General features: G+C 67.7%; 23 protein-coding genes. 16 read left to right on the top strand and 7 right to left on the bottom strand.

Annotated features, from left to right (window positions below; all coding sequences use genetic code 11):
• Window positions 1–106 precede the first annotated feature (106 nt).
• The 4 genes from FPZ61_RS06315 to FPZ61_RS06300 all read left to right on the top strand — a co-directional run bounded on the left by FPZ61_RS06315 (window position 107) and on the right by FPZ61_RS06300 (window position 2,567).
• The gene (locus tag FPZ61_RS06315) at window positions 107–1,039 is read left to right on the top strand and encodes a shikimate dehydrogenase (protein WP_185464803.1); all 933 of its coding nucleotides are present in this window, start codon (window positions 107–109) and stop codon (window positions 1,037–1,039) included.
• 70 nt (window positions 1,040–1,109) lie between these two features.
• Window positions 1,110–1,577, top strand: coding sequence for a Tic20 family protein (locus FPZ61_RS06310; RefSeq protein WP_185464802.1), 468 nt, complete (start codon window positions 1,110–1,112; stop codon window positions 1,575–1,577).
• Window positions 1,578–1,691: 114 nt separating this feature from the next.
• The gene (rpsF, locus tag FPZ61_RS06305; protein ID WP_185464801.1) at window positions 1,692–2,045 is read left to right on the top strand and encodes a 30S ribosomal protein S6; all 354 of its coding nucleotides are present in this window, start codon (window positions 1,692–1,694) and stop codon (window positions 2,043–2,045) included.
• Between the two features lie 105 nt (window positions 2,046–2,150).
• On the top strand, window positions 2,151–2,567 hold the full coding sequence (locus FPZ61_RS06300) for a hypothetical protein (protein WP_185464800.1): 417 nt from the start codon (window positions 2,151–2,153) through the stop codon (window positions 2,565–2,567).
• A gap of 32 nt (window positions 2,568–2,599) precedes the next feature.
• On the opposite strand, the gene FPZ61_RS06295 is transcribed toward FPZ61_RS06300, so the two are convergent.
• Window positions 2,600–3,823: an argininosuccinate synthase gene (locus FPZ61_RS06295; RefSeq protein ID WP_185464799.1), complete on the bottom strand. Its 1,224-nt coding sequence runs from the start codon at window positions 3,821–3,823 to the stop codon at window positions 2,600–2,602.
• A 4-nt stretch (window positions 3,824–3,827) separates the two neighbouring features.
• Window positions 3,828–4,070 (bottom strand): hypothetical protein, encoded by a 243-nt coding sequence (locus FPZ61_RS06290; RefSeq protein WP_185474777.1) that lies wholly within the window; start codon window positions 4,068–4,070, stop codon window positions 3,828–3,830.
• 95 nt (window positions 4,071–4,165) lie between these two features.
• On the opposite strand from FPZ61_RS06290, the gene FPZ61_RS06285 reads away from it, so the two are divergent.
• From FPZ61_RS06285 to FPZ61_RS06275, 3 genes are all read left to right on the top strand, one after another.
• Complete coding sequence (locus FPZ61_RS06285; protein ID WP_185464797.1) at window positions 4,166–4,417, top strand: DUF3134 domain-containing protein; 252 nt, start codon at window positions 4,166–4,168, stop codon at window positions 4,415–4,417.
• A gap of 155 nt (window positions 4,418–4,572) precedes the next feature.
• Window positions 4,573–5,595 (top strand): phospho-N-acetylmuramoyl-pentapeptide-transferase, encoded by a 1,023-nt coding sequence (mraY, locus tag FPZ61_RS06280; RefSeq protein ID WP_255441423.1) that lies wholly within the window; start codon window positions 4,573–4,575, stop codon window positions 5,593–5,595.
• Window positions 5,596–5,644: 49 nt separating this feature from the next.
• On the top strand, window positions 5,645–5,887 hold the full coding sequence (locus tag FPZ61_RS06275) for a hypothetical protein (RefSeq protein WP_185464795.1): 243 nt from the start codon (window positions 5,645–5,647) through the stop codon (window positions 5,885–5,887).
• Window positions 5,888–5,901: 14 nt separating this feature from the next.
• Here FPZ61_RS06275 and FPZ61_RS06270 read toward each other — a convergent pair whose 3' ends face one another.
• Complete coding sequence (locus FPZ61_RS06270) at window positions 5,902–6,063, bottom strand: hypothetical protein (protein WP_006172711.1); 162 nt, start codon at window positions 6,061–6,063, stop codon at window positions 5,902–5,904.
• 76 nt (window positions 6,064–6,139) lie between these two features.
• Here FPZ61_RS06270 and purT point away from each other — a divergent pair, with 76 nt between their 5' ends.
• Both purT and FPZ61_RS06260 read left to right on the top strand, forming a co-directional pair.
• The gene (gene purT, locus FPZ61_RS06265; protein ID WP_185464794.1) at window positions 6,140–7,327 is read left to right on the top strand and encodes a formate-dependent phosphoribosylglycinamide formyltransferase; all 1,188 of its coding nucleotides are present in this window, start codon (window positions 6,140–6,142) and stop codon (window positions 7,325–7,327) included.
• A gap of 62 nt (window positions 7,328–7,389) precedes the next feature.
• Window positions 7,390–8,451 carry an LCP family protein gene (locus FPZ61_RS06260; protein ID WP_185464793.1) on the top strand — a complete coding sequence of 354 codons (1,062 nt, stop codon included), beginning with the start codon at window positions 7,390–7,392 and terminating at the stop codon, window positions 8,449–8,451.
• A 16-nt stretch (window positions 8,452–8,467) separates the two neighbouring features.
• Here FPZ61_RS06260 and FPZ61_RS06255 read toward each other — a convergent pair whose 3' ends face one another.
• The 3 genes from FPZ61_RS06255 to recN are packed head-to-tail and all read right to left on the bottom strand — an operon-like array spanning window position 8,468 to window position 14,830.
• Complete coding sequence (locus FPZ61_RS06255) at window positions 8,468–10,108, bottom strand: dienelactone hydrolase (protein WP_255441422.1); 1,641 nt, start codon at window positions 10,106–10,108, stop codon at window positions 8,468–8,470.
• Window positions 10,074–13,097: an excinuclease ABC subunit UvrA gene (gene uvrA, locus FPZ61_RS06250; RefSeq protein WP_255441421.1), complete on the bottom strand. Its 3,024-nt coding sequence runs from the start codon at window positions 13,095–13,097 to the stop codon at window positions 10,074–10,076. The genes FPZ61_RS06255 and uvrA overlap by 35 nt, the downstream gene beginning before the upstream one ends.
• 44 nt (window positions 13,098–13,141) lie before the next feature.
• Window positions 13,142–14,830 carry a DNA repair protein RecN gene (recN, locus tag FPZ61_RS06245; RefSeq protein WP_185464792.1) on the bottom strand — a complete coding sequence of 563 codons (1,689 nt, stop codon included), beginning with the start codon at window positions 14,828–14,830 and terminating at the stop codon, window positions 13,142–13,144.
• Between the two features lie 142 nt (window positions 14,831–14,972).
• Here recN and FPZ61_RS06240 point away from each other — a divergent pair, with 142 nt between their 5' ends.
• The 5 genes from FPZ61_RS06240 to FPZ61_RS06220 all read left to right on the top strand — a co-directional run bounded on the left by FPZ61_RS06240 (window position 14,973) and on the right by FPZ61_RS06220 (window position 21,158).
• Window positions 14,973–16,910: an AarF/ABC1/UbiB kinase family protein gene (locus FPZ61_RS06240; RefSeq protein ID WP_185464916.1), complete on the top strand. Its 1,938-nt coding sequence runs from the start codon at window positions 14,973–14,975 to the stop codon at window positions 16,908–16,910.
• A gap of 17 nt (window positions 16,911–16,927) precedes the next feature.
• On the top strand, window positions 16,928–17,593 hold the full coding sequence (locus FPZ61_RS06235; protein WP_370593343.1) for an alpha/beta hydrolase: 666 nt from the start codon (window positions 16,928–16,930) through the stop codon (window positions 17,591–17,593).
• A gap of 112 nt (window positions 17,594–17,705) precedes the next feature.
• Window positions 17,706–18,764 (top strand): threonine synthase, encoded by a 1,059-nt coding sequence (gene thrC / locus FPZ61_RS06230; protein WP_185464915.1) that lies wholly within the window; start codon window positions 17,706–17,708, stop codon window positions 18,762–18,764.
• Window positions 18,765–19,204: 440 nt separating this feature from the next.
• Window positions 19,205–20,347, top strand: a complete 1,143-nt coding sequence (gene dnaN / locus FPZ61_RS06225) for a DNA polymerase III subunit beta (protein WP_185464790.1) — start codon at window positions 19,205–19,207, stop codon at window positions 20,345–20,347.
• A 4-nt stretch (window positions 20,348–20,351) separates the two neighbouring features.
• Window positions 20,352–21,158, top strand: coding sequence for an RNA methyltransferase (locus FPZ61_RS06220; protein WP_185464789.1), 807 nt, complete (start codon window positions 20,352–20,354; stop codon window positions 21,156–21,158).
• A 23-nt stretch (window positions 21,159–21,181) separates the two neighbouring features.
• Here FPZ61_RS06220 and FPZ61_RS06215 read toward each other — a convergent pair whose 3' ends face one another.
• The gene (locus tag FPZ61_RS06215; protein WP_185464788.1) at window positions 21,182–21,391 is read right to left on the bottom strand and encodes a hypothetical protein; all 210 of its coding nucleotides are present in this window, start codon (window positions 21,389–21,391) and stop codon (window positions 21,182–21,184) included.
• Window positions 21,392–21,438: 47 nt separating this feature from the next.
• Here FPZ61_RS06215 and purL point away from each other — a divergent pair, with 47 nt between their 5' ends.
• Window positions 21,439–23,826, top strand: a complete 2,388-nt coding sequence (gene purL / locus FPZ61_RS06210) for a phosphoribosylformylglycinamidine synthase subunit PurL (RefSeq protein ID WP_370594271.1) — start codon at window positions 21,439–21,441, stop codon at window positions 23,824–23,826.
• 76 nt (window positions 23,827–23,902) lie between these two features.
• Window positions 23,903–25,333 (top strand): amidophosphoribosyltransferase, encoded by a 1,431-nt coding sequence (gene purF, locus FPZ61_RS06205; RefSeq protein WP_221629833.1) that lies wholly within the window; start codon window positions 23,903–23,905, stop codon window positions 25,331–25,333.
• Window positions 25,334–25,336: the final 3 nt, after the last annotated feature.

Below are 25,336 nucleotides of genomic sequence, written 5' to 3'. Positions count from 1 at the left end.
CAGTGGGGGCCACCGCAGGCGAGGTGTGGTTTCCGAACAGGACCCGGACGGGTCGCGCCCGGACCCGTACATTTCGCTGCAGGGACCGCCCCAGGCCCGAGCCGCCATGCCCTTCGAGATCTCCGCCCGCACCTCGCTCGTGGCCGTTCTCGGCGATCCGGTGCGCCATTCCCTTTCGCCGGCGATGCACAACGCCGCCCTGCGGGAGCTGGGTCTCGATTGGGTCTACCTGGCCCTGCCGGTGCAGGCCAGCGATCTGGCGGTGGCGGTGCGGGGCCTGGAGGCCATCGACTGTCGCGGCCTGAACGTGACGCTGCCCCACAAACGGGCGGTGGCGGAGCTGGCGGCGGAGCTCACCCCCCTGGCCCGGCGGGTCGGCGCCGTCAACACCCTGATGCGGCGCGAGGGCGGCGGCTGGTTGGGCACCAACACCGATGTGGAGGGGTTCCTCACGCCACTGCGGGCCGCCTCTGGCTCCGATGCCGGCTGGGCCCGACCCCTGACGGGGGGCACGGCCCTGGTGCTGGGCTGCGGCGGCAGCGCCCGGGCCGTGGTGGCGGCTCTGGTGGAGCTGGGGATGGAGCGCATTCAGCTGGCCGGGCGCCGCCCTGAGGCCCTTGGGGCCTTCCAGGAGGAGTGCCAGGCCTGGGCACCGCAGCTGAACGGCCTGGCCTGGCCAGGGCCTGCAGGCGAACGCGCCGGCCTGCGCCGGGCGCTGGCCGAGGCCGATCTGGTGGTCAACACCACCCCGATCGGCATGGGGGCCAGCTCAGGCACCTGCCCTCTGGAGCCTGGCGACCTCGATGCCCTTCGCCCAGGGAGCCTGGTCTACGACCTGATCTACACCCCCAGACCCACCCTCCTGCTGCGGGAGGCCCGCCTGCGCGGCTGCGGCGTTCTGGATGGTCTGGAAATGCTGGTTCAGCAGGGGGCTGCCGCTCTGCAGCTCTGGATCGGAGAGCCGGGCCGCTCCGAGGCCAGGCGGCTGCCGCTGGCCGCGATGCGCCAGGCGGCCCTCGATCAGCTGGGGAGGCCCTGATCGCTGATCTCGGTGCGCGTGGGCAGGCCCCCTAGCCTGGGCGAACTGCAGCGATCACATCCCATAGCTCATGGAAGGCCCTCCAATCTGGCAACGGCTCCTGGCCGTCCTGGCCTATCTGCTGCCCTGGAGTGACGGGGTGCCGTTCGGGGAGGCCCTGTTCGGCCTGGTGCCGGCCCTGCAGTGGCTGGTGCTGCCGGCCCTGCCGCTGATGGCCCTGCAGCAGCAGATCCCCTTCGGAGGCTTTGTGCTCTTCCTGCTGCTGTTCCTGGCGGTGGTGCGCAATGCCCGTGTGCCCTATTTCATCCGCTTCAACGTCCTGCAGGCGATCCTGATCGACATCGTGCTGATCCTGCTGTCGCTGGCGTTCGGCGTTCTGCTGCGTCCCCTGGGGGCCGGCTTTGCCCTGCGCACCCTCAGCAACACCGTGTTTCTCGGCACCCTGCTGCTGGTGGTGTTCTCAGTGGTGCAGAGCATCCGTGGCCGAGAGGCCGACATCCCCACCGTCTCGGAAGCGGTGCGCATGCAGCTCTACTGACCCTCTTCAATGGTCTGAGGATGGGAAGAGGCCTGGAAGGTAGGCTTGTCGATCCGTTGCTGGCAGCGCTCTGCCGCCGGCCTCCCACGAGCCCATCACGGAGCCTCCGTCACCATGTCGCAGAAGCCTTACTACGAAACCATGTACATCCTTCGTCCGGACATTCCGGAGGAAGAGGTGGAAACCCATTTGGCCAAGTACCGGGATCTGCTCACCGAAGCGGGCGCTGAAGTGCTTGATTGCCAGATGCGCGGCAAACGCCGTCTGGCCTACACGATCGCCAAGCACCGTGAGGGCATCTACGTGCAGCTGAACCATGACGGGGACGGCCAGCAGGTGGCGCTGCTGGAGCGGGCCATGCGCCTCAGCGAAGATGTGATCCGCTACCTCACGGTCAAGCAGGACGGTCCACTTCCCACCCCCCGCAACGCTCCCTCGGCCGCTGAAGCCGTGGCCCTCGAGGGCTGAGCCGGCGGCGGGGATCGACGGATCAGCCCCGACCCGGGGATGATGGGAAGGCTAACCCTCGGGCCAGCCATGGTTGAGGATGCATCAGCTGGTCTCCCCAACAGAGTGCCCATTCCGGAACCCGAAGAGCCGGAGACCCGGCTCCGGCTGGCCCTGGCGGAGGCACGCCTGGAGGTGGAGACCACCAGGGCCCAGCTGGTGAACTGCCGGCGGGAGCTGGAGCTGGCGCAGCGTCAGCTAGCGGACCTCGAGGAGCTGATCCGGGATCTGCCCCAGATCTTCGAGCGTAAATTCCAGCAACGGCTGCAGCCGCTTCTCGATCAGCAGCAACTGCTGGCCCAGGACAACCACGCCCTCCGGGAGCAGGCCCGGCGACTTCTCCCGCCCCCACCACCGCCGCCACCCCCTGCGCCTGAGTTCGAAAGCGAGCCTCCCCCAGAGGAGAAGGCAGAGGCCCGCAATCCGATCCCACCCCTGAGAGCCCTGGGACGGCGTTGGCTCAGGCGTGACGCCCCCCCGTAGGCCAGGGCCAGAAACCAGGCAGAAGCCCGACCTCAGCTCTTGCGGTGGGTGGCGGCCCATAGCCGGATCGGCATCCCCCAGACGTAGATGAAGCCTTCGGCCGCGCGGTGATTGAAGCGATCATCACTGCCATAGGTGGCCATGGAGGGCACGTAGAGGCTGTCGCTCGTGCTGGAGCGACCGATCACCATCGCCGTGCCCTTGTGCAGGCGGATGCGCACCACCCCGGTGACCGTGGCCTGGGTGCAATCCAGGAAGCCGTCGAGGGCTTGCTTGAGCGGACCGAACCAGAGGCCCTGATAGACGAGATCGGCCCAGCTGGATTCGATCTGGCGCTTGTAGCGCACCACGTCGGCGGCGAGGGTGAGGCTCTCCAGCTCCTGGTGGGCGCGGATCAGCAGCAACAGACCAGGCGTTTCATAGATCTCCCTTGACTTGATCCCCACCACCCGGTTTTCGATGATGTCCATCCGGCCGAAACCATGCAGGCCCGCCAGCTCATTGGCCCGGCGGACGAGGCTGACCGGATCCAGGCCGATTCCATCGATCGCCACCGGGTTGCCCTGCTCGAAGGCGATCTCCACCACCTGGGACTCATCCGGTGTGTCGCCGATCGCACGGGTCATGGCGAACACCTCCTCGGAGGGTTCCGCCATCGGATCCTCCAGCGGACCGGCCTCGATGCTGCGGCCCAGCAGATTGAGATCGATCGAATAGGGGTTCTTCTTGCTCACCGGGGCCGGGATGCCGCAGCGTTCGCCATAGGCGATCGTTTCCTCCCGGCTCATGGCCCATTCCCGCGCCGGTGTGAGCACCTTCAGATCAGGCGCCAGGGAGCCGATCGCCACATCGAAGCGCACCTGATCGTTGCCTTTGCCCGTGCAGCCATGGGCCACGGCATCAGCACCCAGCTCCCGGGCCACCTGCACCAGCTGGCGGGCGATCAGGGGTCTGGCAAGGGCTGTGGAGAGTGGATAGCGCCCTTCGTAGAGGGCATTGGCCCGGATCGCGGGGAAGGCGAAATCGCGGATGAAGGGATCGATCAGGTCCCCCACCAGCGAGCGGCTGGCCCCGGATTCGAGTGCCCTCAGGCGGATCGGCTCCAACTCGTCCCCCTGGCCGAGGTCGGCGGCGAAGGTGATCACCTCCTCCACCCCCCACTCCCTCTTGAGGTACGGAATGCAGACACTGGTGTCCACCCCGCCGGAGTAGGCCAGCACCACCCGTTTTGCCCTGGCGCCCTGCTCCTGTTCCATCCCCTCAGTCCTGTGCGTGCGAGCTGTTGCAGGATTGTCCCTCGTCGCCGTCTTCGCCGCCCGGGCCGGCAGCCACCGCCGGCACCCGGCCCCAGCGGCTTGCGATCCAGGCCCCCATCAGCAGTGGTGGCGTCAGCACCAGAACCCAGACCTGCCAGGCGACCACCGGCAGGGGATCGGGCCAGTGCCGGCCCGCAGACACCAGCAGGGCACTGATCAGGAACGCCACGGTCCAACCGAGGAGCAACGAGGGAAATTTGGCGGCCGTCAACGGAGATGATCGGAGTGTTGGTTTATGGTGATCGATCGGCGTCCACTGGATGTGCGCTTCCAAGGCTTTTCATGAGCACCCTCGACAGCATCAACCCCTCCCTCACCCGCTACCGAAGGGACGAGCCGGCTCCGGTGCTGCCCCTGCGGGATGAACCCGATCTGCTCACCTGGCTCGAGAGCACCGGCCGCCTGGTGGCCGATGAGGAAACCGCAGCTCCCGATGTGAGCACGGTGGAAGAGGAGGAACTCTCCGCGCTGATGGGTGAGAAGGAGGAGTACAACCAGGCCGATGAGCAATCGGAAGAGAACTGGGAAGACTGAGTCGCGATCCGAGCCGTTGATCGTGGCCTAAGGTCCGCCCGCACCGCCACAGCGCCACGGCGCCGCCTGGAGTCTTGGTCCGAACAACCCAACCGCAGGCCCCCGCGGCCGCTGCAGGTCCTGCCGATGGTCGTCGCAGCGCGCTGGGGCTGGCCTTGGCCATTCTGTTGGCCTGCCTGCTCTGCGATGGCCTCAGCGGGGCTCCCCAGCTCACCCCTCCGCTGCTCGTGGCGGCCTTGGTGAGCTGGTCACTCTGTCGCTGGGGCGTCCCGCGGCTGCGGGCCCTCAAGCTCGGCCAGGTGATCCGCGAGGAGGGCCCGCAGGGCCACCTCGGCAAGGCTGGTACCCCCACCATGGGCGGTCTGCTGGCGGTGCCGGTGGGAGTGATCGTGGGGGGGCTGGTCGCCCCCGGCGACGACCGCCTGCTGGCGGTCGCGGCGATCACCCTGGCCTACCTGGCCATCGGGGGCATCGACGACTGGCGCAGCCTGACCCGCCAGACCAACACCGGGCTCACCCCCCGGGGCAAGCTGCTGCTGCAGGCCCTGGCCGCCGCCCTGTTCCTGGCCTGGGCCCAGTGGGAACAGTGGCTGCGTCCCGATGTCTCCCTGGCTATGGGCTGGGTGCTGCCCCTGGGCCTGCTGATCCTGCCCCTGGGGTTGTTCGTGTTCCTGGCGGAGAGCAATGCCACCAACCTCACCGACGGGCTCGATGGCCTGGCGGCCGGCTGCGGCGCGATCGTGTTCACCGGTTTCGGCGCCCAGCTGATGCTGCGGGGCTCCCTGGGGGATCCGCCCCTGGCGGGCTTCTGCGCCGCCATGGCCGGCGCCTGGCTGGGATTCCTGGCCCACAACCGTCACCCGGCCAGGGTGTTCATGGGTGACACCGGCTCCCTGGCGATGGGGGCGGCCCTCAGCGCCGTCGCCCTGCTCAGCGACAGCCTCTGGCCGCTGCTGCTGATGGGAGGAGTGTTCCTGGCGGAATCGCTGTCGGTGATCCTTCAGGTGTGGGTGTTCAAGGCCACCAAGGGCGCCGACGGCCAGGGCCGCCGCCTGTTCCGGATGGCACCGCTGCACCATCACTTCGAGCTGGGGGGACTGCCCGAGTTGACTGTGGTGGTGCGCTTCTGGGCTGCCAGCGCGCTGCTCGTTCTGCTGGGGTTGCTGGTGTTGCCCTGAGCGATTCGGCAGCAGACTTGGAAGGTGACTGAAGCAACAGGAGTCTGGAGTGGCTTACTTCACCTGGAAGGAACAGGGTCTGACCGCCGACTGCGCCAGCCTCGACGCCATGGCGGCCCGCTTCGAGGAGGCCGCAGAGCTGATGCGGCGCATGGCCGGGGAAGGGTTCAGCCTGGAGCGGCACAGTGACGGGCAGCACATCACCCATCCCGACGCGGGTGTGTTCGAGGCCTACGGGTTCATCAGCGAGGAGCCTCCGGTGCGGCAGCTGGATCTGATCCCTGAACCCTGAGCGTGCGGGGACCCTCAGCGGCGCAGGTAGCCCACCACCCACACGGCCACGAACCCCAGCGAGGAGAGAACGAGATAGATCAGGGCCCATTTCTGAAAGGTGGCGATGTCCTGGCCGAACACCAGGCCGGCGTCGGCATCGCCGGCGGTGGAGAAGGCAAACAGAAGGCTCAGCAAGGACGGTCGGGCACGGATCCCTTCTCTAGCAGGCTTTGCGGGGGACCAAGATCAGTGGGAGATCTCCCTGAGCCCCATGGCCGCCACCCCCTTTCCGCGAACCCTGATGCTGCTGGGCAGCGGTGAACTGGGCAAGGAGGTGGCCATCGCCGCCCAGCGGCTGGGTTGCCGGGTGATCGCGGTGGACCGCTACTCCGGAGCCCCGGCGATGCAGGTGGCCGATCAGGCGGAAGTGATCGCCATGACCGACCCGGAGGCCCTCAAGGCTGTGGTCCGGCGGCACAGCCCCGATCTGGTCATCCCGGAAATCGAGGCCCTGGCGGTGGATGCCCTGGCGGAGATCGAGGCGGAGGGGATCACGGTGATTCCCACGGCCAGAGCCACCGCCGTGACCATGAACCGTGACCGCATCCGCGATCTGGCCGCGGGCAAACTCGGACTGCGCACGGCCCGATTTGCCTATGCCGAGAGTGCGGCAGAACTGGCCGAAGCGGCGGCGCCCCTGGGCTGGCCTGTGGTGGTCAAGCCGGTGATGAGCTCCTCCGGCAAGGGCCAGAGCGTGGTGCGTTCGGCGGAGGGCCTCGCTGCAGCCTGGCAGGCAGCCCTGGACGGGGCCCGCGGCGCCGGCGCCCGGGTGATCGTGGAGGAGTTTCTGCCCTTCGACCTGGAGATCACCCTGCTCACGGTCAGGCCCTGGTCGGGACCCACCCTGTTCTGCCCTCCGATCGGCCATCTGCAGGAGCGGGGGGACTACCAGTGCAGCTGGCAGCCGGCCGCCCTGGGTGAGGAACAGCTGGCGGCGGCCCAGGCCATGGCCCGTGCGGTCACCGACGAGCTGGGCGGCGCCGGGCTCTTCGGGGTGGAGTTCTTCCTCTGCGGGGAGCCCGGCCAGGAGGAGGTGGTCTTCTCCGAGCTCTCGCCCCGCCCCCACGACACCGGCCTGGTCACGCTGCTGGGGCAGAACCTGAGCGAATTTGAACTGCACCTGCGGGCGGTGCTGGGTCTGCCGATCCCGGCCATCCGCTCCAGCAGCGCCGCCGCCAGCCGGGTGATCCTGGCGGATCGGGCCCTCGAGGCCGTGGCCTACACCGGTGTGGCCGAGGCCCTGGCAGAGCCGGACACCCAGGTGCTGCTTTTCGGCAAACCGGATGCCCGCCCCCAGCGGCGCATGGGCGTGGCGGTGGCCGCCGGGGCTGACGTGGCCGAGGCGCGGGCCCGGGCCGATCGCGCCGCCGCCCGGGTCGCGGTGGTCGCCGCTGGCTGAACAGCTCTGCCCACTGGCCTCGCAGAGGTTTCGGTTTTATGGTGCGCCGATCGGGATCCCCCATGGCCCAGGCCCAGCGTCGCTCCAACCGCCCAGGGACCGCCAAGGTCGATGCTGCCAATGAGGCTGAGCGGGTGGCGGCCACCGTCGTGGAACTCAGCCGCCGCCAGGGGCGTGACGAGCCCCGATCAAGACCCCGCGGCCCGCTCCGGCAGATCTTCCGTCCCGCCTCCCTGGCGGCCTTCGCCTGCGGCATCGGCCTGGGCTACGGCCTGGCAGGCCCCCTGCCGCAGCTGATCGGTCCAGCCCTGGCGAGTCTGACCCGCTCGGCGCCGACCCTGGGCAAGCTGGTGCCACCACTTCCCATCCACCAGCCCCGCATCCTGATCCTCGGTTCCGACCAGATCAGCGGCAGCACCGATGTGATGGTGATCGTCGACATCCAGGACGGCACCACACGCCTCACCCAGGTGCCCCGCGACACCTACATCGAATCCGAACGCTTCGGTGTGCTCAAGGCGAACGCCCTCTACGCCTCCGGTGGAGTGGACGCTGTCAAGGAGGAACTCACCGCCCTGCTCACCACTCCGGTGGACCGCTACTTGATGGTGAATCTGGACGCGGTCCAGAACCTCGCCGAAGCCCTGGGGGGTGTGGAGGTGGATGTGCCCAAGCGGATGTACTACACCGACAGCCGCCAGGGTCTCTACATCGATCTCTACCCCGGATTGCAGCTGCTCAAAGGCAACGACCTGGAGGGCTTCCTGCGCTTCCGCAATGATGAGCTGGGCGACATCGGCCGGATGGAGCGCCAGCAGCTGGTGATCCGTGAGGTGTTCCACAAGCTGGCCCGGCCCAGCGCGGTGACCCGTTTGCCGGAACTGCTCCGGATCGCCGGCAACGACATCCGCACCGACCTCTCACCCCTGGAACTGGGGAACCTGCTCAGCAAACTGAGCAGCACCACCCTCAGCACGACGCGGCTGGCGGGCCGGCTCTACTGGCACGACGATCTGAGCTACTGGATGCCGGATCTGAACACCCGCTACGCCGCCTCCCTGGAGCCCGAAGCCAGCGAAGCTGACTTTGACCCGTACCCGTACCCGCCCGACGAGATCCGCTGAAGCCAGCGCTGCACGATCAGGGAGAGCGCAGCTGAGCCGGAGAGATCCCCACCAGGGGAAGGGTCTCATCACCCCAGCCATCGGCAGGCAGCAGCTCAGGAGCATCAGGGCCCGGTGCAGCGGCGGCACCGGCGGAGAAGGCGCCATTCGTCCAGGCCAGCAACAGGCCGCGCAGGGCACCACCACCTCCAGCCAGCTTGGAGCCCAGGTTGAAGTGGTCCCCGCCCTGAGCCAGCACCAGGCGATGGCCATGGCCACCGCGGCCGGCCTCCGTTTGCATCGGCCCGATCGCCTCGGGACCGGGCGGCACCACCCAGTCGCGGGTGCCGCTCACCAGCAGCACCCGGGCGGTCATGTCCCTGCCCGACCCGGTATCGAACAGCAGCGACATCGGCGGGCTCACGGCCACGCCGGCTTTGACCCTCGGATCCACCAGGGCCGCCTGATCGGCCGTGCCGATGAAACTGCACTGCAGCACCCAGCTGATGTTGCGCTCCGGATTCAACACTTCGTCGCAACGTTGGTGGAGCTGGGCGTCGCTGGGCACAGCCCCCGCCAGCTGCAGCACGGTGGTGGCTCCCCACGACTGACCGAGCACCACGACGAAGTCGGTGTTCAGCCCGGCGGGAAGGCCCTTGAGCCCCGCAGCGGCACCATCGATCACCGCTGACACATCCAGGGGCCGCAGCCGCAGTTCCTCCGCCCCGGGGGGCGGCACCTTGCCGGAGAGCATGGCCTGCTGCTGACCCTGATCACTGCCGGGGTGGTACGGCAGCAGCACGGTGTAACCGTGACTGGCCAGATGGCTGGCCCAGCCCTCGAAGCTCTCCGGGGCGTCCCAGAGCCCATGGGAGATCACCACCAGACGGCCACTTGCTCCTGTGCTGGGGCTGATCTGCACCACCTGCAGAGGCTTGGGCCGGTGGGGGGCCGGCAGGGCGATCAGCTTCCGCTCCACCGCAAGGGAACCAGGCTGACTGAGGGCGGAACTGACCCCGGCGGGCGGCTGGGCGGCCACCAGACGATCAGCGGGCTCAAGCTGCCTGGCCAGTCGCCGCACCGCCAACAACGCCCGACTCAGATCCACCGAGGCCGTTGTTCCCGGGAGGGCCTTCATCACGCTGAGCATGGTCAGGGGTCCCTGGGCCGCCGCCTTGTCCAGCAGCCGCGAGAGGTCGTTGCCGTCGAACTGGGCCGGCAGCCCGTCGATCCCGCCCAGAGCAGAAACCAGCAGCAGCGCCTGGTTGAGCATCGGCGAGCCTTCCGCCTCGTTCACCACCGCCGGCACCTGCAGCGGCAGCGGCGCATTGAAGAGGGCCACCAGCCGACGGCCGATCGCTCCATTGCTGGCCTGATCCAGCTCGGCCAGGTCACTGGTGCCACTGAGCAGGCGGGCGGGATTGTCCAGCTCCTCCAGCTTCACGCTGAAGCTGGTCTCGAGCAGGGGAAGGCGCAACTCCACCTGCTCGAGAGCCCGCGCCGGAGCGGGGAGCAACGGTGCCGTCCCCAGCAGGCCACAGAGGGAAAGCAACAGCGGAGCAGCAAGACCGGAACGGGGGGGGCGCACAGAAAAGCAGCCGAGTGTCTCCATGATCTCCCCTGCGGAGCGGTGGGAGGGACCCTCAGGCCCCAGCGGGAACAGGAGGATGCTGGGCAAGCACCTGTCTGAGGTAGCGGCCGGTGTGGCTGGTGGAGTGGTCAGCCACCTGCTCGGGAGTTCCCGTCACCACGATCTCGCCGCCCTTGTTGCCACCTTCGGGCCCCAGATCGATCACCCAGTCGGCGCAGCGGATCACATCGAGGTTGTGCTCGATCACCACGATCGAATTGCCCTTGTCCACCAGCCGCTGCATCACGTCCATCAGCTTGTGCACGTCGTAGAAGCTGAGGCCGGTGGTGGGCTCGTCGATCAGGTAGAGCGTCTTGCCGGTGGCGCGTTTCGACAGTTCCGTGGCCAGCTTCACGCGCTGGGCTTCACCGCCGGAGAGGGTGGGGGCCGGCTGGCCGAGCTTGATGTAGCCCAGACCCACATCCACCAGCGTGCGCAGCCGGTCCGCTGCCTGGGGGATGGCGGAGAACACCTCGGCCGCCTGCTCCACCGTCATCTGCAGGACATCGGCGATGGTGTGGCCCTTGTAGGCCACCTGCAGGGTTTCGCGGTTGTAGCGGGCCCCTTTGCAGACATCACACTGCACATAGACATCCGGCAGGAAGTTCATCTCGATCACGTTCACCCCCTGGCCACTGCAGGCCTCGCATCGGCCCCCCTTGACGTTGAAGCTGAACTGGCCCACCTGGTAGCCACGGGCCTTGGCCTCCACCGTGGCGGCGAACACCTGGCGGATCGGATCGAAGGCCCCGGTGTAGGTGGCTGGATTGGAGCGGGGTGTGCGGCCGATCGGGCTCTGGTCGATCACGATCACCTTGTCGACTGACTGGATGCCGCGCAGTTCCCCCAGACCGGAGGGGAACGGCACCCGCAGGCCGAGCTTGTGCTCCAGCGCTGGATGCAGCAGCTCGTTCACCAGGGTGCTCTTGCCGCTGCCGCTCACGCCGGTGACGGCCACGAGGCGGCCGAGGGGGATGTCGACATCGAGGCCCAGCAGGTTGTTGCGGCGGCAGTTGACCAGGGTGAGCTTGCGGCTGCCGGAGGCACGTCGCTCGGGCGGGGTGGGAATCGCGCGGCGACCGCTGAGGTAGGCGCCGGTGAGCGACTCCTGTGCCTCCAGGAGGTTCTGCAGGGAGCCTTCAGCCACGATGTGGCCGCCGTGGACCCCCGCTCCCGGTCCGATGTCGACGAGATGGTCGGCGGCGCGGATCGTGTCCTCGTCGTGTTCCACCACGATCAGGGTGTTGCCCAGATCCCGCAGCTTGAACAGGGTGTTGAGCAAACGGTCGTTGTCACGCTGGTGCAGGCCGATGCTGGGTTCATCGAGCACGTACAGCACCCCCGTGAGGCCCGCGCCGATCTGGGTGGCCAGACGGATGCGCTGGGCTTCTCCCCCGGAGAGGGTCATGGCCGGCCGGTCGAGGCTGAGGTAATCGAGGCCCACATCCAGGAGGAAGCGCAGACGCATGCGGATCTCCCGCAGCACCAGGTCGCCGATCTGGATCTGTCGCGGGGTGAGCAGGGGCTGGGCACCCTCGGCCACCCCCATCAGGGCCTCGATCCGCTCGAGGGTGTCTGCCACGCTCACGGCAGTGAGCTCATGGATGGCGTAGGGCCCCACCCGCACCGCCAGCGCCTCGGGCCGCAGGCGCAGCCCCTCACAGGTGCCGCAGGGGACCATCTCCAGGTATTGCTCCAGCTTCTGCCGCACCGATTCGCCACTGGCGTCGCGCAACTGACGCTCCAGGATCGGCAGGATCCCTTCGAAGGGTCGCTGATAGACCTGGTTCTTGCGGTACCGGCTGTCGGCCTGGATCGCAATCGGCTCCTCGCTGCCGTGGAGCACCACCTGGCGCTGCTCGTCGGTCAGCTGATTCCAGGGGGTCTTGATTTCGAAGCCGAAGGCCTCGCCCACGCTGTAGAGCAGTGAGAAGTAATAGCTGTTGTCCTTGTCGCTCCAGGGCGCGATCGCCGCGTACACCGGCAGCGAAGGGTCGGGCACGACCCGCTCCAGGGTGAACTGGCGCAGGTGGCCGATGCCGTGGCAGTCGGGGCAGGCGCCATAGGGGCTGTTGAAGGAGAACAGCCGGGGAGAGAGCTCCTCCATCACGGCGCCATGCACCGGACAGGCGAAATTCTCGGAATAGAGGCGTTCACGATCGACGCCGTCGGGCAGCTCCTCGCCGGCCTTGGGCACCACCTCCACCAGGGCCAGCCCATCACCCCGTTTGAGGCAGGTGCGCAGGGAATCAGTGAGCCGCTCGCTGATCCCTTCCCGTGCCACCAGGCGATCGACCACCACTTCGATGTTGTGGGCGTGGTTCTTGTCGAGCTCGATGTTGTCGGAGAGGTCACGCACCTCCCCGTTGATGCGCACCCGGGCGAAGCCCTCGGCCACCAGACCTGAAAGCAGCTTGGTGTGGGTTCCCTTCTTGCCCCGCACCACTGGCGCCAGCAGCTGGTAACGGGTGCCCTCCGGCAGGGTGGCGATCCGATCCACCATCTCGTCGATGCTCTCCGGCCGGATCGAGCGGTTGCACTGGGGGCAGTGGGGCTCACCGGCACGGCCGAACAGCAGCCTCAGGTAGTCCTGGATCTCGGTGACCGTGCCGACTGTGGAGCGGGGGTTGTGGCTGGTGGACTTCTGATCGATCGAGATCGCCGGGGAGAGCCCCTCGATCGCATCGACGTCGGGCTTGTCCACCTGGCCGAGGAACTGGCGCGCATAGGCGGAGAGGCTCTCCACGTAGCGGCGCTGACCCTCAGCGAAGATCGTGTCGAAGGCCAGGGAGCTCTTGCCGCTGCCGCTCACGCCGGTGAACACCACCAACCGGTTGCGCGGCAGGGTGAGATCGACATCGCGCAGGTTGTGCTGCCGCGCTCCGCGCACCCGGATCACATCCTCGAGGCTGCCGCCGCTGAGGAGGGTGCTGGGATCGATTCCGGAGGCCGTGGCCAGCCCGGACAGGGCCTTCGGACCGCCTCCATTCGTGGCGGCGGGGCTCTTCGATCCGGAGCCGGATCTTGCGCGGGGCATTCAGCAACCCTGACAGCCTGGAGTCTACGGGCTGCTCCTGCGGCTCAGGAGACGCCCTGCTGAAGCAGACTGGCCACGTAGCTGCGGGTTTCTCCCGAATCGCCTCCGGCGAGTTCGGCCAGCTCCCGCTCCCGCTCACCGCTGCCCTGCAGAGCCGTCACCCCGGTGCGGGTGAGGCCAGCTTCCACCTGTTTGCTCACCCGGAAGTGGTGCTGGGCCATGGCGGCCACCAGGGGCTGGTGGGTGACGCAGAAGACCTGACGCTGCTCGGCAAGGCGGCGCAGCAGGGCGGCGATGGCGCCGCTGACCCGGCCGCTGACCCCGCTGTCGATTTCATCGAAGAGCAGGGTGACCTGGGGATCGGCCGCGGCCAGGCAGGTCTTCAACGCCAGCAGGAAGCGGCTCATCTCCCCGCCGGAGGCCACCTCCTGCAGGGGGGCCAGCGGCTGGCCGGGGTTGGCGGAGAAAAGGAATCCAATCGCATCGGCGCCCTCATCACCGGCGGGGGAAGGCTCGATCGCGACCCCGAAACGCACCTGGGCCAGCCCCAGCGGACGCAGGGTGTCCATCAGTTGCCGCTCCAGGCTGGAGGCGGCGGCGCGGCGGCGCTGGGTGAGCCCGGCGCAGGCCTGATCCCGCTGCAGACGACAACTCTCCTCCTGCTGTTCGAGCTGCCGCAGGGAGGCCTCCACCCCACCGTCATCGAACTGGCGGCGAAGGTCGTCGCGCAGGGCGATCAGAGCCCCCAGCTCCTGACCATGGCGCCGCTCCAGGGCCTTGAGCTGGGCCATCCGCTCCTGCAGACCCGCCAGGGTTTCGGGATCACTCTCCAGGCCGGCGCCGTAGCGATCCAGGCCCGAGGCCAGCTCCTGCAGGAGCTGGGTCGCCTCGGCACAGCGCTCCAGCCAGGGCTGAAGCCCCGGATCGAATCCCAGCAGATGCTGCAACTCCTGCTCGATGGCGGCGAGGTGATCGAAAACCGACGGGGCCCCGTCCAGCCCCTCCACCAGCCGCCCCGTCGTGCTCATCACCCCCTCCTGCAGTCGGACGGCGTGGGCCAGCCGGTCCTGCTCCCCCTGCAGCCGCTGCCGCTCCTGGGGATCGTCGAGATGAGCCGCCTCCAGATCCTCCAGCAGCTGAAGCCGCCGTTGCCGGTCGAACTGCTGCCGTTGTTGCTCGGCCCGGGCGGCGTCCAAAGCCCCGGCGGCGGCTTTCCAGGCGCGCACGGCCAGGCGAGCCTCCTGCAGGGCCTCGGTGATCGGCTCCCCACCGAAACGATCCAGCCAGCGACGCTGCTGTCCAGGACGCGCCAGCTGCTGGGTCTGCCCCTGCACGGTGAGATCGAGCAGCAGTGGACGCAACTCCAGCAACTGGGAGCGGTTGACGATCACCCCATTGATGCGGCAGCGGCTGGTGACTCGCGCCTCCAGCTGCCGCCACTCGCGGCTGATGATCAGCTCGTTGTCTTCGGGCTTGAGGTCCTGCTGGATCAACCAGGCCAGCGCCGGCTCCGAGAGGGAGAAGCAAGCCTCGATGCGCGCCCGGTCGCAACCCTGGCGCAGCAGCCGCAGACCCTCGCCCCCTTGGGCACCACCGAGCAGGGCATCAAGAGCATCAAGGAGCAGGGATTTGCCAGCACCGGTCTCACCGGTCAGAACGGTGAATCCCGGCCTGAAACTGAGTTCCAGAGCATCGATCAGGGCGATGTTCTCCAGGCGCAGACCCGTGAGCACGCCGGCCTCCGGTGATTGCCCAGACCGTAGCGGCGGTCCCTTTCGTTTAGAAGAGAAACAGTCGAACGCCTCCCTGATGGTCCGCTCGGATCAGGTCACGATCAACGGGGATGCGATCGCGGAGGAACCGATCAGCCAGCCGATGAGCGGTGCGGAGACGTTCCCTGAACAGACTGGCAGCGCCGAGGAGCTGAGCGACTTCATCGAAGCCGCCGGTCTGCTGAGCTACGACCCGCAGACCATTGCGCGGATCTACGCCGGACACCCTCGGCGGCTGCTGCGCCGCGTCTGGCAGACCCTGGTGCCCATCAGTCTGTTTCTGATCGGGGTGGGCTTCGACAAGGTTCTTGGTCTGCTCAGCAACGAGGAGAGGGCACGGCAGCGGGCACAGGAATGCGCCGAGCTGCTGGCGGCCCTGGGCCCGGCCTTCATCAAAGCCGGCCAGGCCCTCTCCACCCGGCCGGACATCATTCCGCCACTGCTGCTGGAGGAACTCGCCCAGCTGCAGGATCAACTTCCCGGCTTCGACAGCACCCTGGCGATGGCCTGCATCGAGGAGGACCTGGGGGCACCGGTGACCAGCCTGTTCCTGCAGCTGGATCGGGAGCCGATCTCGGCAGCGTCCCTGGGCCAGGTGCACCGGGGGGTACTGCTCAGCGGTGAGGCGGTGGCGGTCAAGGTGCAGCGCCCGGGATTGCGGGAGCAGATCACCCTCGATCTCTACATCGTGCGCCTGATCGCCACCTGGGTGAACAGGAACGTACGCCTGATCCGCAGCGATCTGGTGGCGCTGATCGACGAGCTCGGCAAACGGGTCTTCGAGGAGATGGACTACCTCAATGAAGCCAGCAACGCCGAACACTTCGCCCGCCTGCACCAGCAGAATCCCCGCATCGCCGTTCCGCGCATCTACCGGGAGGTCACCAGCCGCCGGGTGCTGACCATGGAATGGATCGAGGGGGTGAAGCTCACCAACCTGGAGGCGGTGCGCGCCCTGGGCATCAGCCCCGACGACATGGTGCAGGTGGGGGTGAACTGCAGCCTGCAGCAATTGCTGGAGCATGGCTTCTTCCATGCGGATCCCCATCCGGGCAACCTGCTGGCCCTGCCGGATGGACGGTTGGCCTATCTCGACTTCGGCATGATGAGCGAGGTCACCCGGGAGGCAAGAACAGGTCTGATCAAGGCGGTCGTGCATCTGGTCAACCGCAACTTCAGCTCCCTTTCGCGCGATTTCGTCAGCCTGGGATTTCTCGGGGAAGAGGTGAATCTCGAGCCGATCGTTCCGGCCTTCGAGAGCGTGTTCGGTCAGGCTCTGGAGATGGGCGTCAGCCGCATGGACTTCAAGGCCGTCACCGACGACCTCTCCGGGGTGATGTACAGGTTTCCCTTCCAGGTACCGCCCTACTACGCCCTGATCATCCGCTCCCTGGTGACGCTCGAGGGCATTGCCCTGAGCGTGGACCCCGACTTCAAGATCCTGGGAGCCGCCTACCCCTACTTTGCCCGCCGGCTGATGGAAGATCCGGATCCGGCCCTGCGCAGCAGCCTGCGCGAGATGCTCTTCGATGGCGAGGACTTCCGCTGGCAACGGCTGGAAAATCTGATCAGCAGCGCCTCCATGCAGGACCAGCTCGATCTCGAGGGCCTGCTCGACCAGGTGATCGACTTTCTCTTTTCCCCCAAGGGTGGCTTGCTGCGCCAGCAACTCGTCGATGCGCTGGTGGACCGGGTGGATGCGATCGGCTGGCAGGCCTTCCGGCGTCTGGGCAGCCGATTGCCCCGGCGCCTGCAACCACCGGGTCTGCGCAGCTCTGGCCTCGAGGGCGGAGAGGAAGCCCTGCTGAGCCTGGAGCCCGTGCAGCAGCTGCTGACCATTCTGCGGGAGCTGCCCGGCTTCGAGCCCCGGTTGCTGCTGAGGCGCCTGCCCCGGCTGCTGAGGGAACCCGACCTGCGCCAGATGGGGGTTCAACTGGCCAGGGGGCTGGCTGAGCGCAGCGTGGTGCACCTGTTGCGCGATGTGCTGGTGGCCCCGGAGATACGGCAGACCACTGTTCTCAGTGCCTCCGGAAGCTTCTAGAGTCGATTCACCACCAGGTGCAGCCCTTGGCCCGTCAGCCCAAACTCTTGGCCGTTCTGCTTGGGGTCTCACTGAGTGCGGGAACGCCAGCTCTGCAGGCAGCCGAGCAGTTGGTGTTCGTGAGTGGAGCCTTCCGGCGCTCGATTGCTGTGGCGGATCTCGAGCACCTGGCCCAGACGGGACAGGCCCGCGGGCTGCTGGGGGATGTGCTGCGCTTCAGCGGGCAACAGCCTGAATCCGCGGCCAAGATGCTGAACCAGCAGCTCACCCTGCCCCTGGTGCTCACCAGCCGGCTGCTGTCCACACGGATCGGAGAAGCACTGCTCCAGCGACTGGCACGGATCATCTCCCCTCTGCGGGCACCCCAGCAGGGGGTCCAGGCCCTCCGCGGCGCTGTCATCACCGGCCTGGCCAATGGCAACGGCAGCCTCACCGCCACTGGGTTCCTGAAGGCTTACCCGGTGGAGGAACTGGCTGTGGACATTCCGGCCCTGATGGGGTTAATCAGCAAAGCAAGTTCGATCAGCGATCTCGTCCGCTTCTTCTCCGAATCCCCCCTCGACGGCCTGCGCGGCGACGAGGCCGTGGAACCGCCCAGCACTGAACAGCCCAGCACCGTGACCCCAACGCCGCCCACACCGGCGCCGGAGTCGTCCTCCCAGGGCCCGGTGCCAGGCCTCTGAGGCCACGGCAGCGGAGCACGCGCTCAAGCCAGACGCGTAGATTCAGGCCTGCCTGCCCCCTGCCGACGTGCCCCTGCTTTCAGCTCTTCGGCGTCTGGGCCAGCAGCCAACAATGCAGGACTGGCCGGGGCTGATCGAAGCCTACCGGCGCTGGCTGCCCGTGAGCGAAGCCACGCCGGTCATCACCTTGCGGGAAGGGGCCACCCCGCTGATCCCGGCCCCCGCAGTGGCCGCCCGGGTGGGTCGTGGCGTCAGAGTCTTCCTCAAGTACGACGGCCTCAACCCCACCGGCAGCTTCAAGGACCGGGGGATGACGATGGCGGTGAGCAAGGCGCGGGAAGCCGGCGCCGAGGCCGTGATCTGCGCCAGCACCGGCAACACCAGTGCGGCCGCCGCCGCCTACGCCCGCCGCGGAGGGATGCGCGCCTTCGTTCTGATTCCCGACGGCTACGTGGCCCAGGGAAAGCTGGCCCAGGCCCTGGTCTATGGAGCCGAGGTGCTGGCGGTGAAGGGAAACTTCGACCGGGCCCTGGCCATCGTGCGCGAGGTGGCCGACGCCTACCCCGTCACCCTGGTGAATTCCCTCAATCCCTATCGCCTGCAGGGGCAGAAAACCGCCGCTTTCGAGGTGATCGATGCCCTCGGAGACGCCCCTGACTGGCTCTGCATCCCGATGGGCAACGCTGGCAACATCAGCGCCTACTGGATGGGTTTCCAGGAGTATCGCCAGGCGGGCCACAGCCGGCGTCTGCCTCGAATGATGGGATTCCAGGCCAGTGGCTCGGCGCCGCTGGTGCTGGGCCACACTGTGGAGCAGCCCGACACGATTGCCACCGCAATCCGGATCGGCAATCCGGCCAATCGTGAGAAGGCCCTGGCCGTGCGCGAGCAGAGCGGCGGGGCCTTCCACGCCGTCACTGACCAGGACATTCTTGAGGCCTACCAGCTGCTCGGCCGTGAGGAGGGGGTGTTCTGCGAACCGGCCAGCGCCGCCTCGGTGGCGGGCTTGCTGCAGCAGGCGAATCACGTGCCGGAAGGAGCCACCGTGGTGTGTGTGCTCACAGGGAACGGTCTGAAGGATCCGAACACCGCCATCGACAACTGCGATGGTGCCTTCCATGCCGGTCTGGCCGCTGATGTGGATGTGGTGGCCAAGGTGATGGGCTTCTGAGCCCATAGGGATTGTTCCGGGACCGTTGCGGATCGCAACGGAGATGGAGTGTCAATAGCCAAAGCGTCCACGGGAAAACCGGGCCACGGAGGTGGAGAACCTGGGACATCACGTGTGCGCTGGAACGCCGGAGTTTTCCCCAGGCCAGGGAAAGAGTGGAAAACATGATTTGCAGCACGCTTTCGGCTGCACTTTCCTCAGCGCTGATCAATGAAAACCCTTTCCAGCAGAGGGCTTTCACACTTTTCCGCGCTTTCCCCAGCCCCTACGGCTACGGACTGGATTTCTTTTCTTCTGATTCAATCCGAATCCAGTAACAGGATGGGGGAAAGCGCGGAGAGACATCGGTTGCCGGCGCCTGGTCCTCGTTGCGCTTCCGTCAGTGGTGTGGAAGCGTGGTGGAGCCCTTGGCGGGCTTTTGTTTCAGGAGTGGTGGTCCCATGAAGCTGGTCTGCTCTCAGGCGGAACTGAGCGCCAGCCTTCAGCTGGTCAGCCGTGCCGTGGCCTCACGCCCCACCCATCCGGTGCTGGCCAACGTTCTGCTCACCGCCGATGCCGGCACGGGCCGCCTCAGCCTCACCGGCTTCGACCTCAGCCTGGGCATCCAGACCAGCCTTCCCGCCTCCGTGGAGACCAGCGGCACGATCACCCTGCCTTCGCGCTTGTTCGGGGAGATCGTGGCGCGCCTCTCCAGTGAAAGCCCGATCAGCCTCAGCTGCGAGGAAGGCCAGGAGCAGGTGGAGCTCACCAGCCGCTCCGGCAGCTACCAGATGCGTGGCCTCTCTGCCGAAGACTTTCCGGATCTGCCACTGGTCCAGACCGGAACTCCCCTTCGCCTGCAACCGCAAGCCCTGGTGAAAGGGTTGCGGGCCACCCTGTTCGCCAGCAGCGGAGATGAGGCCAAGCAGCTGCTCACCGGCGTGCACCTCGGCCTGGCGGATCAGGGTCTGGAGTGCGCCGCCACCGACGGACACCGTCTCGCGGTGCTCCGCCTTGATGAGGCCGTCTCCGGCGTGGAGGACCCCAGCGGCTCCTTTGCGGTCACCGTGCCGGCCCGTTCCCTGCGCGAACTGGAGAGGCTGCTCTCCACTTCCAGTTCCGACGACCCGGTGAGCCTCTACTGCGACCGTGGTCAGGTGGTGTTCCTCTGGGCCGACCAGGTGCTCACCAGCCGCAGTCTGGATGGCACCTACCCCAACTACCGCCAGCTGATTCCCGAGGGTTTCACCAGAACCATCGAGCTCGATCGGCGCGGGTTCATCCAGTCGCTGGAGCGGGTGGCGGTGCTGGCCGATCAACACAACAACGTCGTCAAGCTCAGCAGTGACCCCGGCAACGGCCAGCTGCACATCGGTGCCGATGCCCAGGATGTGGGCAGCGGCTCCGAGGACCTGCCGGCGGTGATCAGCGGCGAACCGATCGAGATCGCCTTCAACGTGCGCTACATGCTCGATGGGCTGAAGGTGATGACGCCCGATCGGGTGGAGCTGCGCTGCAATGCCCCCACCACTCCGGCGGTTCTCACCTCGCCTCAGGATCCGACCTTCACCTACCTGGTGATGCCGGTTCAGATCCGCAGCTGAAGTCGTGACCCTTCCCGAGCAACTGCTGCTCAGTGATCTTCTCCGGCGGCGGGTGCGCTGTGATCAGGGCCTGGACCATGGCCCTGGGCTGCAGGGGTGGATGCACCCCCCCGTGCACCGCCTGCTGGGCTGGTTCAGCAAGCCTGCGGCCTTCGGGTCCCGCCGGTTGGTCTGGCGGTTGAATCAGCTACGCGGTTTCAGTGAGCAGGAGGCCCTTGTGCTGGGCGAACCGGCTGAAACCGACCCCGCCACCCTCGAGCGTCTGCCCACCCTGTTCGACGCTGCCCTGCTGGGGTCCGACAACGGTGTGCTCGGTGTGATCGCCGACGCCAACGTGGACTTGCGCAGCGGTCGCATCCTCGACTATCTCGTCTCCCGCAGCGATCCCCGCCTGCCGGGCAGCAGCCGTTGGCTGCTCTCGCCCGAGCGCATCGTCGATCAGCAGCCGGGGCAGGTGATGACCGGCCTGCAGGGGCTCGATGATCTGCCTCTGGCCCGCGCCAGCGTGCGCCAGGAATTCCTGCGGCGCTCCCGCCGCTGGCGGGAGCAGTTTGAAGAGGTGGGAGGCCGCTTTGAGGAGCGCCTGGAGGGCTGGCTGGAGGAGCCACCCTGGCCGGGACCCCAGCCGGAGGAGCGCATGGAGCGCCGCGCCGGATCCGACCTGACCGAGCCGGACGAGGAGTGGGACGATCCGGACGGCTGGGGAGAGCCCTTGCGCGACGATCCATCCCCGGCCGCCCGTCGTTCAGGCCCCGGCCGCCCCAGGCCCCTCGAGCCCGAGCCGCTCGACCCTGAGGATCCCTGGATCTGAGCTGAGGATCTCCGGGAAGACGGCTAATCCCGCCCCGACAGCCGCCGAGCCGCCGATGCCAGCTTCCGCCGCAGTCGTTGGCGCAACCCCAGGGCCGCGGCGGGAGCGTCGCTGGGATAACTGGCGGCCAGTTTCTGGTAGTAGTCCTGCGGAAGGCAGTTCTGGATCACCAGATGCACGAAAGGGTCGTAGCGGATCACGGCACGGCTCAACCGCTCCAGCACGCTGTGCACCTGGGTCCACCCTCAGAGAAACTGAGACACTGTCGCATCGGCTCGCCGTGGTGAAATCCCCGCCGGACCCTTCATCGTTTTCCCTGCCCGGGGCCCTGCGCCAGGAGGGCCTGACCCAGGCCGACTACGAGGAGATCCGTCGCCGGCTCGGCCGTGATCCCAACCGGGCCGAACTGGGCATGTTCGGGGTGATGTGGTCGGAGCACTGCTGCTACCGCAACTCCAGGCCGCTGCTGCAGGGCTTCCCCACCAGCGGCCCCCGCATCCTGGTGGGCCCGGGCGAAAACGCCGGCGTGGTGGATCTGGGCGAGGGGCAGCGACTGGCCTTCAAGATCGAAAGCCACAATCACCCTTCGGCGGTGGAGCCGTTCCAGGGGGCGGCCACCGGGGTGGGCGGCATCCTGCGCGACATCTTCACCATGGGAGCCCGGCCGATCGCCCTGCTCAACGCCCTGCGCTTCGGGCCGCTCGAGGACGAGCGCAACGTGGGCCTGATGGAAGGTGTTGTGGCGGGCATTGCCCACTACGGGAACTGTGTGGGGGTGCCCACCGTGGGTGGGGAGGTGGCCTTCGACCCCAGCTATTCGGGCAACCCCCTGGTCAATGCCATGGCCCTGGGGCTGATGGAGACCGAGGAGATCGTCTGCTCCGGGGCTGTGGGGGTAGGCAATCCCGTGATGTACGTGGGCAGCACCACCGGCCGCGACGGGATGGGCGGCGCCAGCTTCGCCTCAGCGGAGCTGAGCGCTGCCTCACTGGATGACCGCCCGGCGGTGCAGGTGGGGGACCCCTTCCTGGAGAAGGGGCTGATTGAGGCCTGCCTCGAGGCCTTCCAGAGTGGAGACGTGCTCGCGGCCCAGGATATGGGGGCTGCGGGTCTCACCTGCAGCTGCTCGGAGATGGCCGCCAAGGGGGGGCTGGGCATCGAGCTTGACCTCGATCGGGTTCCGGCTCGCGAGAGCGGCATGTCGGCCTATGAGTTCCTGCTCAGCGAGTCGCAGGAGCGGATGTTGTTCGTGGTCAGGCCCGGCAGCGAGGAGGCCCTGATGGCCAGCTTCCGCCGCTGGGGCCTGCAGGCCGCGGTGGTGGGTCGTGTGCTGGCCGACAACGTGGTGCGGGTGCTGAGGGAGGGAGTGGTCGCGGCCGAAGTTCCCGCCAGTGCCCTGGCCGATGACACCCCGATCAACCGGCACGAGCTGCTCAGCGAGCCACCCGCCGCCATCCAGGCGCACTGGCGCTGGAGCGAGACCGACCTCCCCGTCGCTGCCGCAGAGGGGATCACTCCCGCCAGCGGTCCCCTGGCCGGCCAGCCCCTCAGCTGGGGTGACGTGCTGCTCCGCCTGCTTGATGACCCCACCATCGCCAGCCAGCGCTGGGTCTACCGCCAGTACGACCATCAGGTGCAGGCCAACACCGTGGTCCCTCCCGGCGGTGCCGATGCGGCGGTCGTGCGCCTGCGGCCCCAGCAGGGTGAGGGCGCCCTGGCCGCGGCCAGCCGTGGCGTGGCCGCCTCCGTCGACTGCCCCAACCGCTGGGTGGCCCTCGATCCGGAGCGGGGGGCCGCAGCGGCGGTGGCCGAAGCCGCCCGCAACCTCAGCTGCGTCGGGGCCGAACCCCTGGCGGTGACCGACAACCTCAACTTCCCCTCCCCGGACACCCCCACCGGCTACTGGCAACTGGCCATGGCCTGTCGCGGATTGTCGGAAGCCTGCCGAGTGCTCGACACCCCTGTCACCGGCGGCAACGTCTCGCTCTACAACGAAACCCGACGGCCCGACGGCAGCCTGCAGCCGATCCATCCCACCCCTGTTGTGGGCATGGTGGGGCTCGTCCACGACCTCGATCACGTCACCGGCCTCGGCTGGCAGGCTCCGGGTGATCGCCTCTGGCTGCTGGGGATGCCGCTGGCCGGGAGCGCCGAGGATGGACGGCTTGGTCTGGCCGCCTCCAGCTACCTGGAGAGCGTCCATGGTCTGGCAACGGGCCGGCCTCCCCTGACCGACCTGAGCCTGGAGCGGGCGGTGCAAGGCCTGTTGCGCCAGGGGATCGCCGCGGGCCTGGTGGCCTCAGCCCACGATCTCAGCGACGGGGGACTGGCGGTGGCGGCTGCCGAGGCCTGCATCGCCTCCGGCCTGGGGGCCATTGTTGAGCTGCCCTCCGGCGCTGGTCGTCTGGATCGGCTGCTGTTCGCCGAAGGGGGTGCCCGGGTGCTGATCTCCCTCAAGCCAGAGCAGGAGCAGGCCTGGCAGGAGCTGCTGGCTACGTCACCGCCACCGGGGCCGGCACCGCTGGCCACGCCGATCGGTCGGGTCGCTGAGTCAGCCACCGCCCTCAGTTTCGAGCAGGACGGCACGAACCTGCTCTCCCTGGCGGTGGAGGAGCTGCGGACCAGCTTTGAGGACGCTCTGCCGCGCCGCCTGGCCGCAACGGACTGAGGCACAATATGAAGGTAAAGGAAAGGTGAACGGGCCTGTGGCAAGCGCGCACACCACGCCGGAACGGCCCGACCGGATGGAGGAGGCCTGCGGGGTCTTCGCCGTCTACGCCCCTGGTCAGCAGGTGGCCAACCTCACCTACTTCGGCCTGTACGCCTTGCAGCACAGGGGTCAGGAGTCTGCTGGCATCGCGGTGTTCAACGGCGCCAAGGTGAGGCTGCACAAGGACATGGGCCTCGTGAGCCAGGTCTTTGATCAGGACGTGCTCGAGCGCATGCCAGGCGATCTGGCCGTGGGCCACAACCGCTATTCCACCACCGGAAGCAGTCGCGTCTGCAACGCTCAGCCGGTGGTGCTGATGACCCGCCTCGGTCCTTTTGCCCTGGCCCACAACGGCAATCTCGTCAATGTGGAGGATCTGCGTCAGTCGGTGCAGGCCAGTGAGATCCAGTTCACCTCCACCACCGATTCCGAGCTGATTGCCTTCGCCCTCCAGCACGCCGTTGATGGGGGGCTGGGCTGGGAGGAGGCGATTCGCGATGCCGCTGGCCGTTGTCGTGGGGCCTTCAGCCTGGCGATCGGCACTCCCGATGGTCTCTTCGCCCTGCGCGACGGCCACGGGGTCCGGCCGCTGGTGTTCGGCCACATCGGCGACAAGCACCAGGGCCAGTGGGTGGTGAGCAGTGAAACCTGCGGGCTCGACATCATCGGCGCCGCCTATGACGGCGATGTGGGTCCCGGCGAGCTGATTCGCTTCAGCGCCGGTGATCCGTTGCCGGCCCGCCAGCGCTGGTGCGAGGAGCCCACCAAGCTCTGTGTGTTCGAGATGATCTACTTCGCCCGACCCGACAGCCGTTTCTTCGGTGAATCGCTCTACAGCTACCGCCACCGCATCGGGGAGGTGCTGGCGCGGGAAACGGCCGTCGCGGCCGACATCGTGATCGGTGTTCCCGATTCCGGGATTCCTGCCGCCATCGGTTTTTCCAAGGCCAGTGGCATTCCCTTTGCCGATGGCCTGATCAAGAATCGCTATGTGGGCCGCACCTTCATTCAACCCACCCAGGCGATGCGGGAGGCGGGCATTCGCGTCAAGCTCAACCCTCTGCCGGATGTGCTGGCGGGCAAGCGGGTGGTGGTGATCGACGACTCGATCGTGCGTGGCACCACCAGCCGCAAGCTGGTGCTGGCCCTGCGCGAGGCCGGCGCTACGGAGGTGCACATGCGCATCAGCTCACCCCCGGTCACCCACCCCTGTTTTTACGGCATCGACACCGACAACCAGGACCAGCTGATCGCCGCCCGGCTCAATCTGGCCGAGATCAGCGACCATCTCGGCGTCGATTCCCTCGCCTACCTCAGCCAGGAGGGCATGCTCGAGGCCGCCCACGACCAGGCCTCCCATTTCTGCACGGCCTGCTTCGATGGCAACTACCCGATCGAGATGGATGACGCGGTGCGCTCCAGCAAGTTGATGCTCGAACCCACGGGTCTGGCGGCACGGGTCTGAGGG

The organism is Synechococcus sp. BSA11S, from assembly GCF_014224355.1.
Classification (GTDB): Bacteria; Cyanobacteriota; Cyanobacteriia; order PCC-6307; family Cyanobiaceae; genus Regnicoccus_A.
This window is presented reverse-complemented; position numbering and strand designations above follow the sequence as displayed.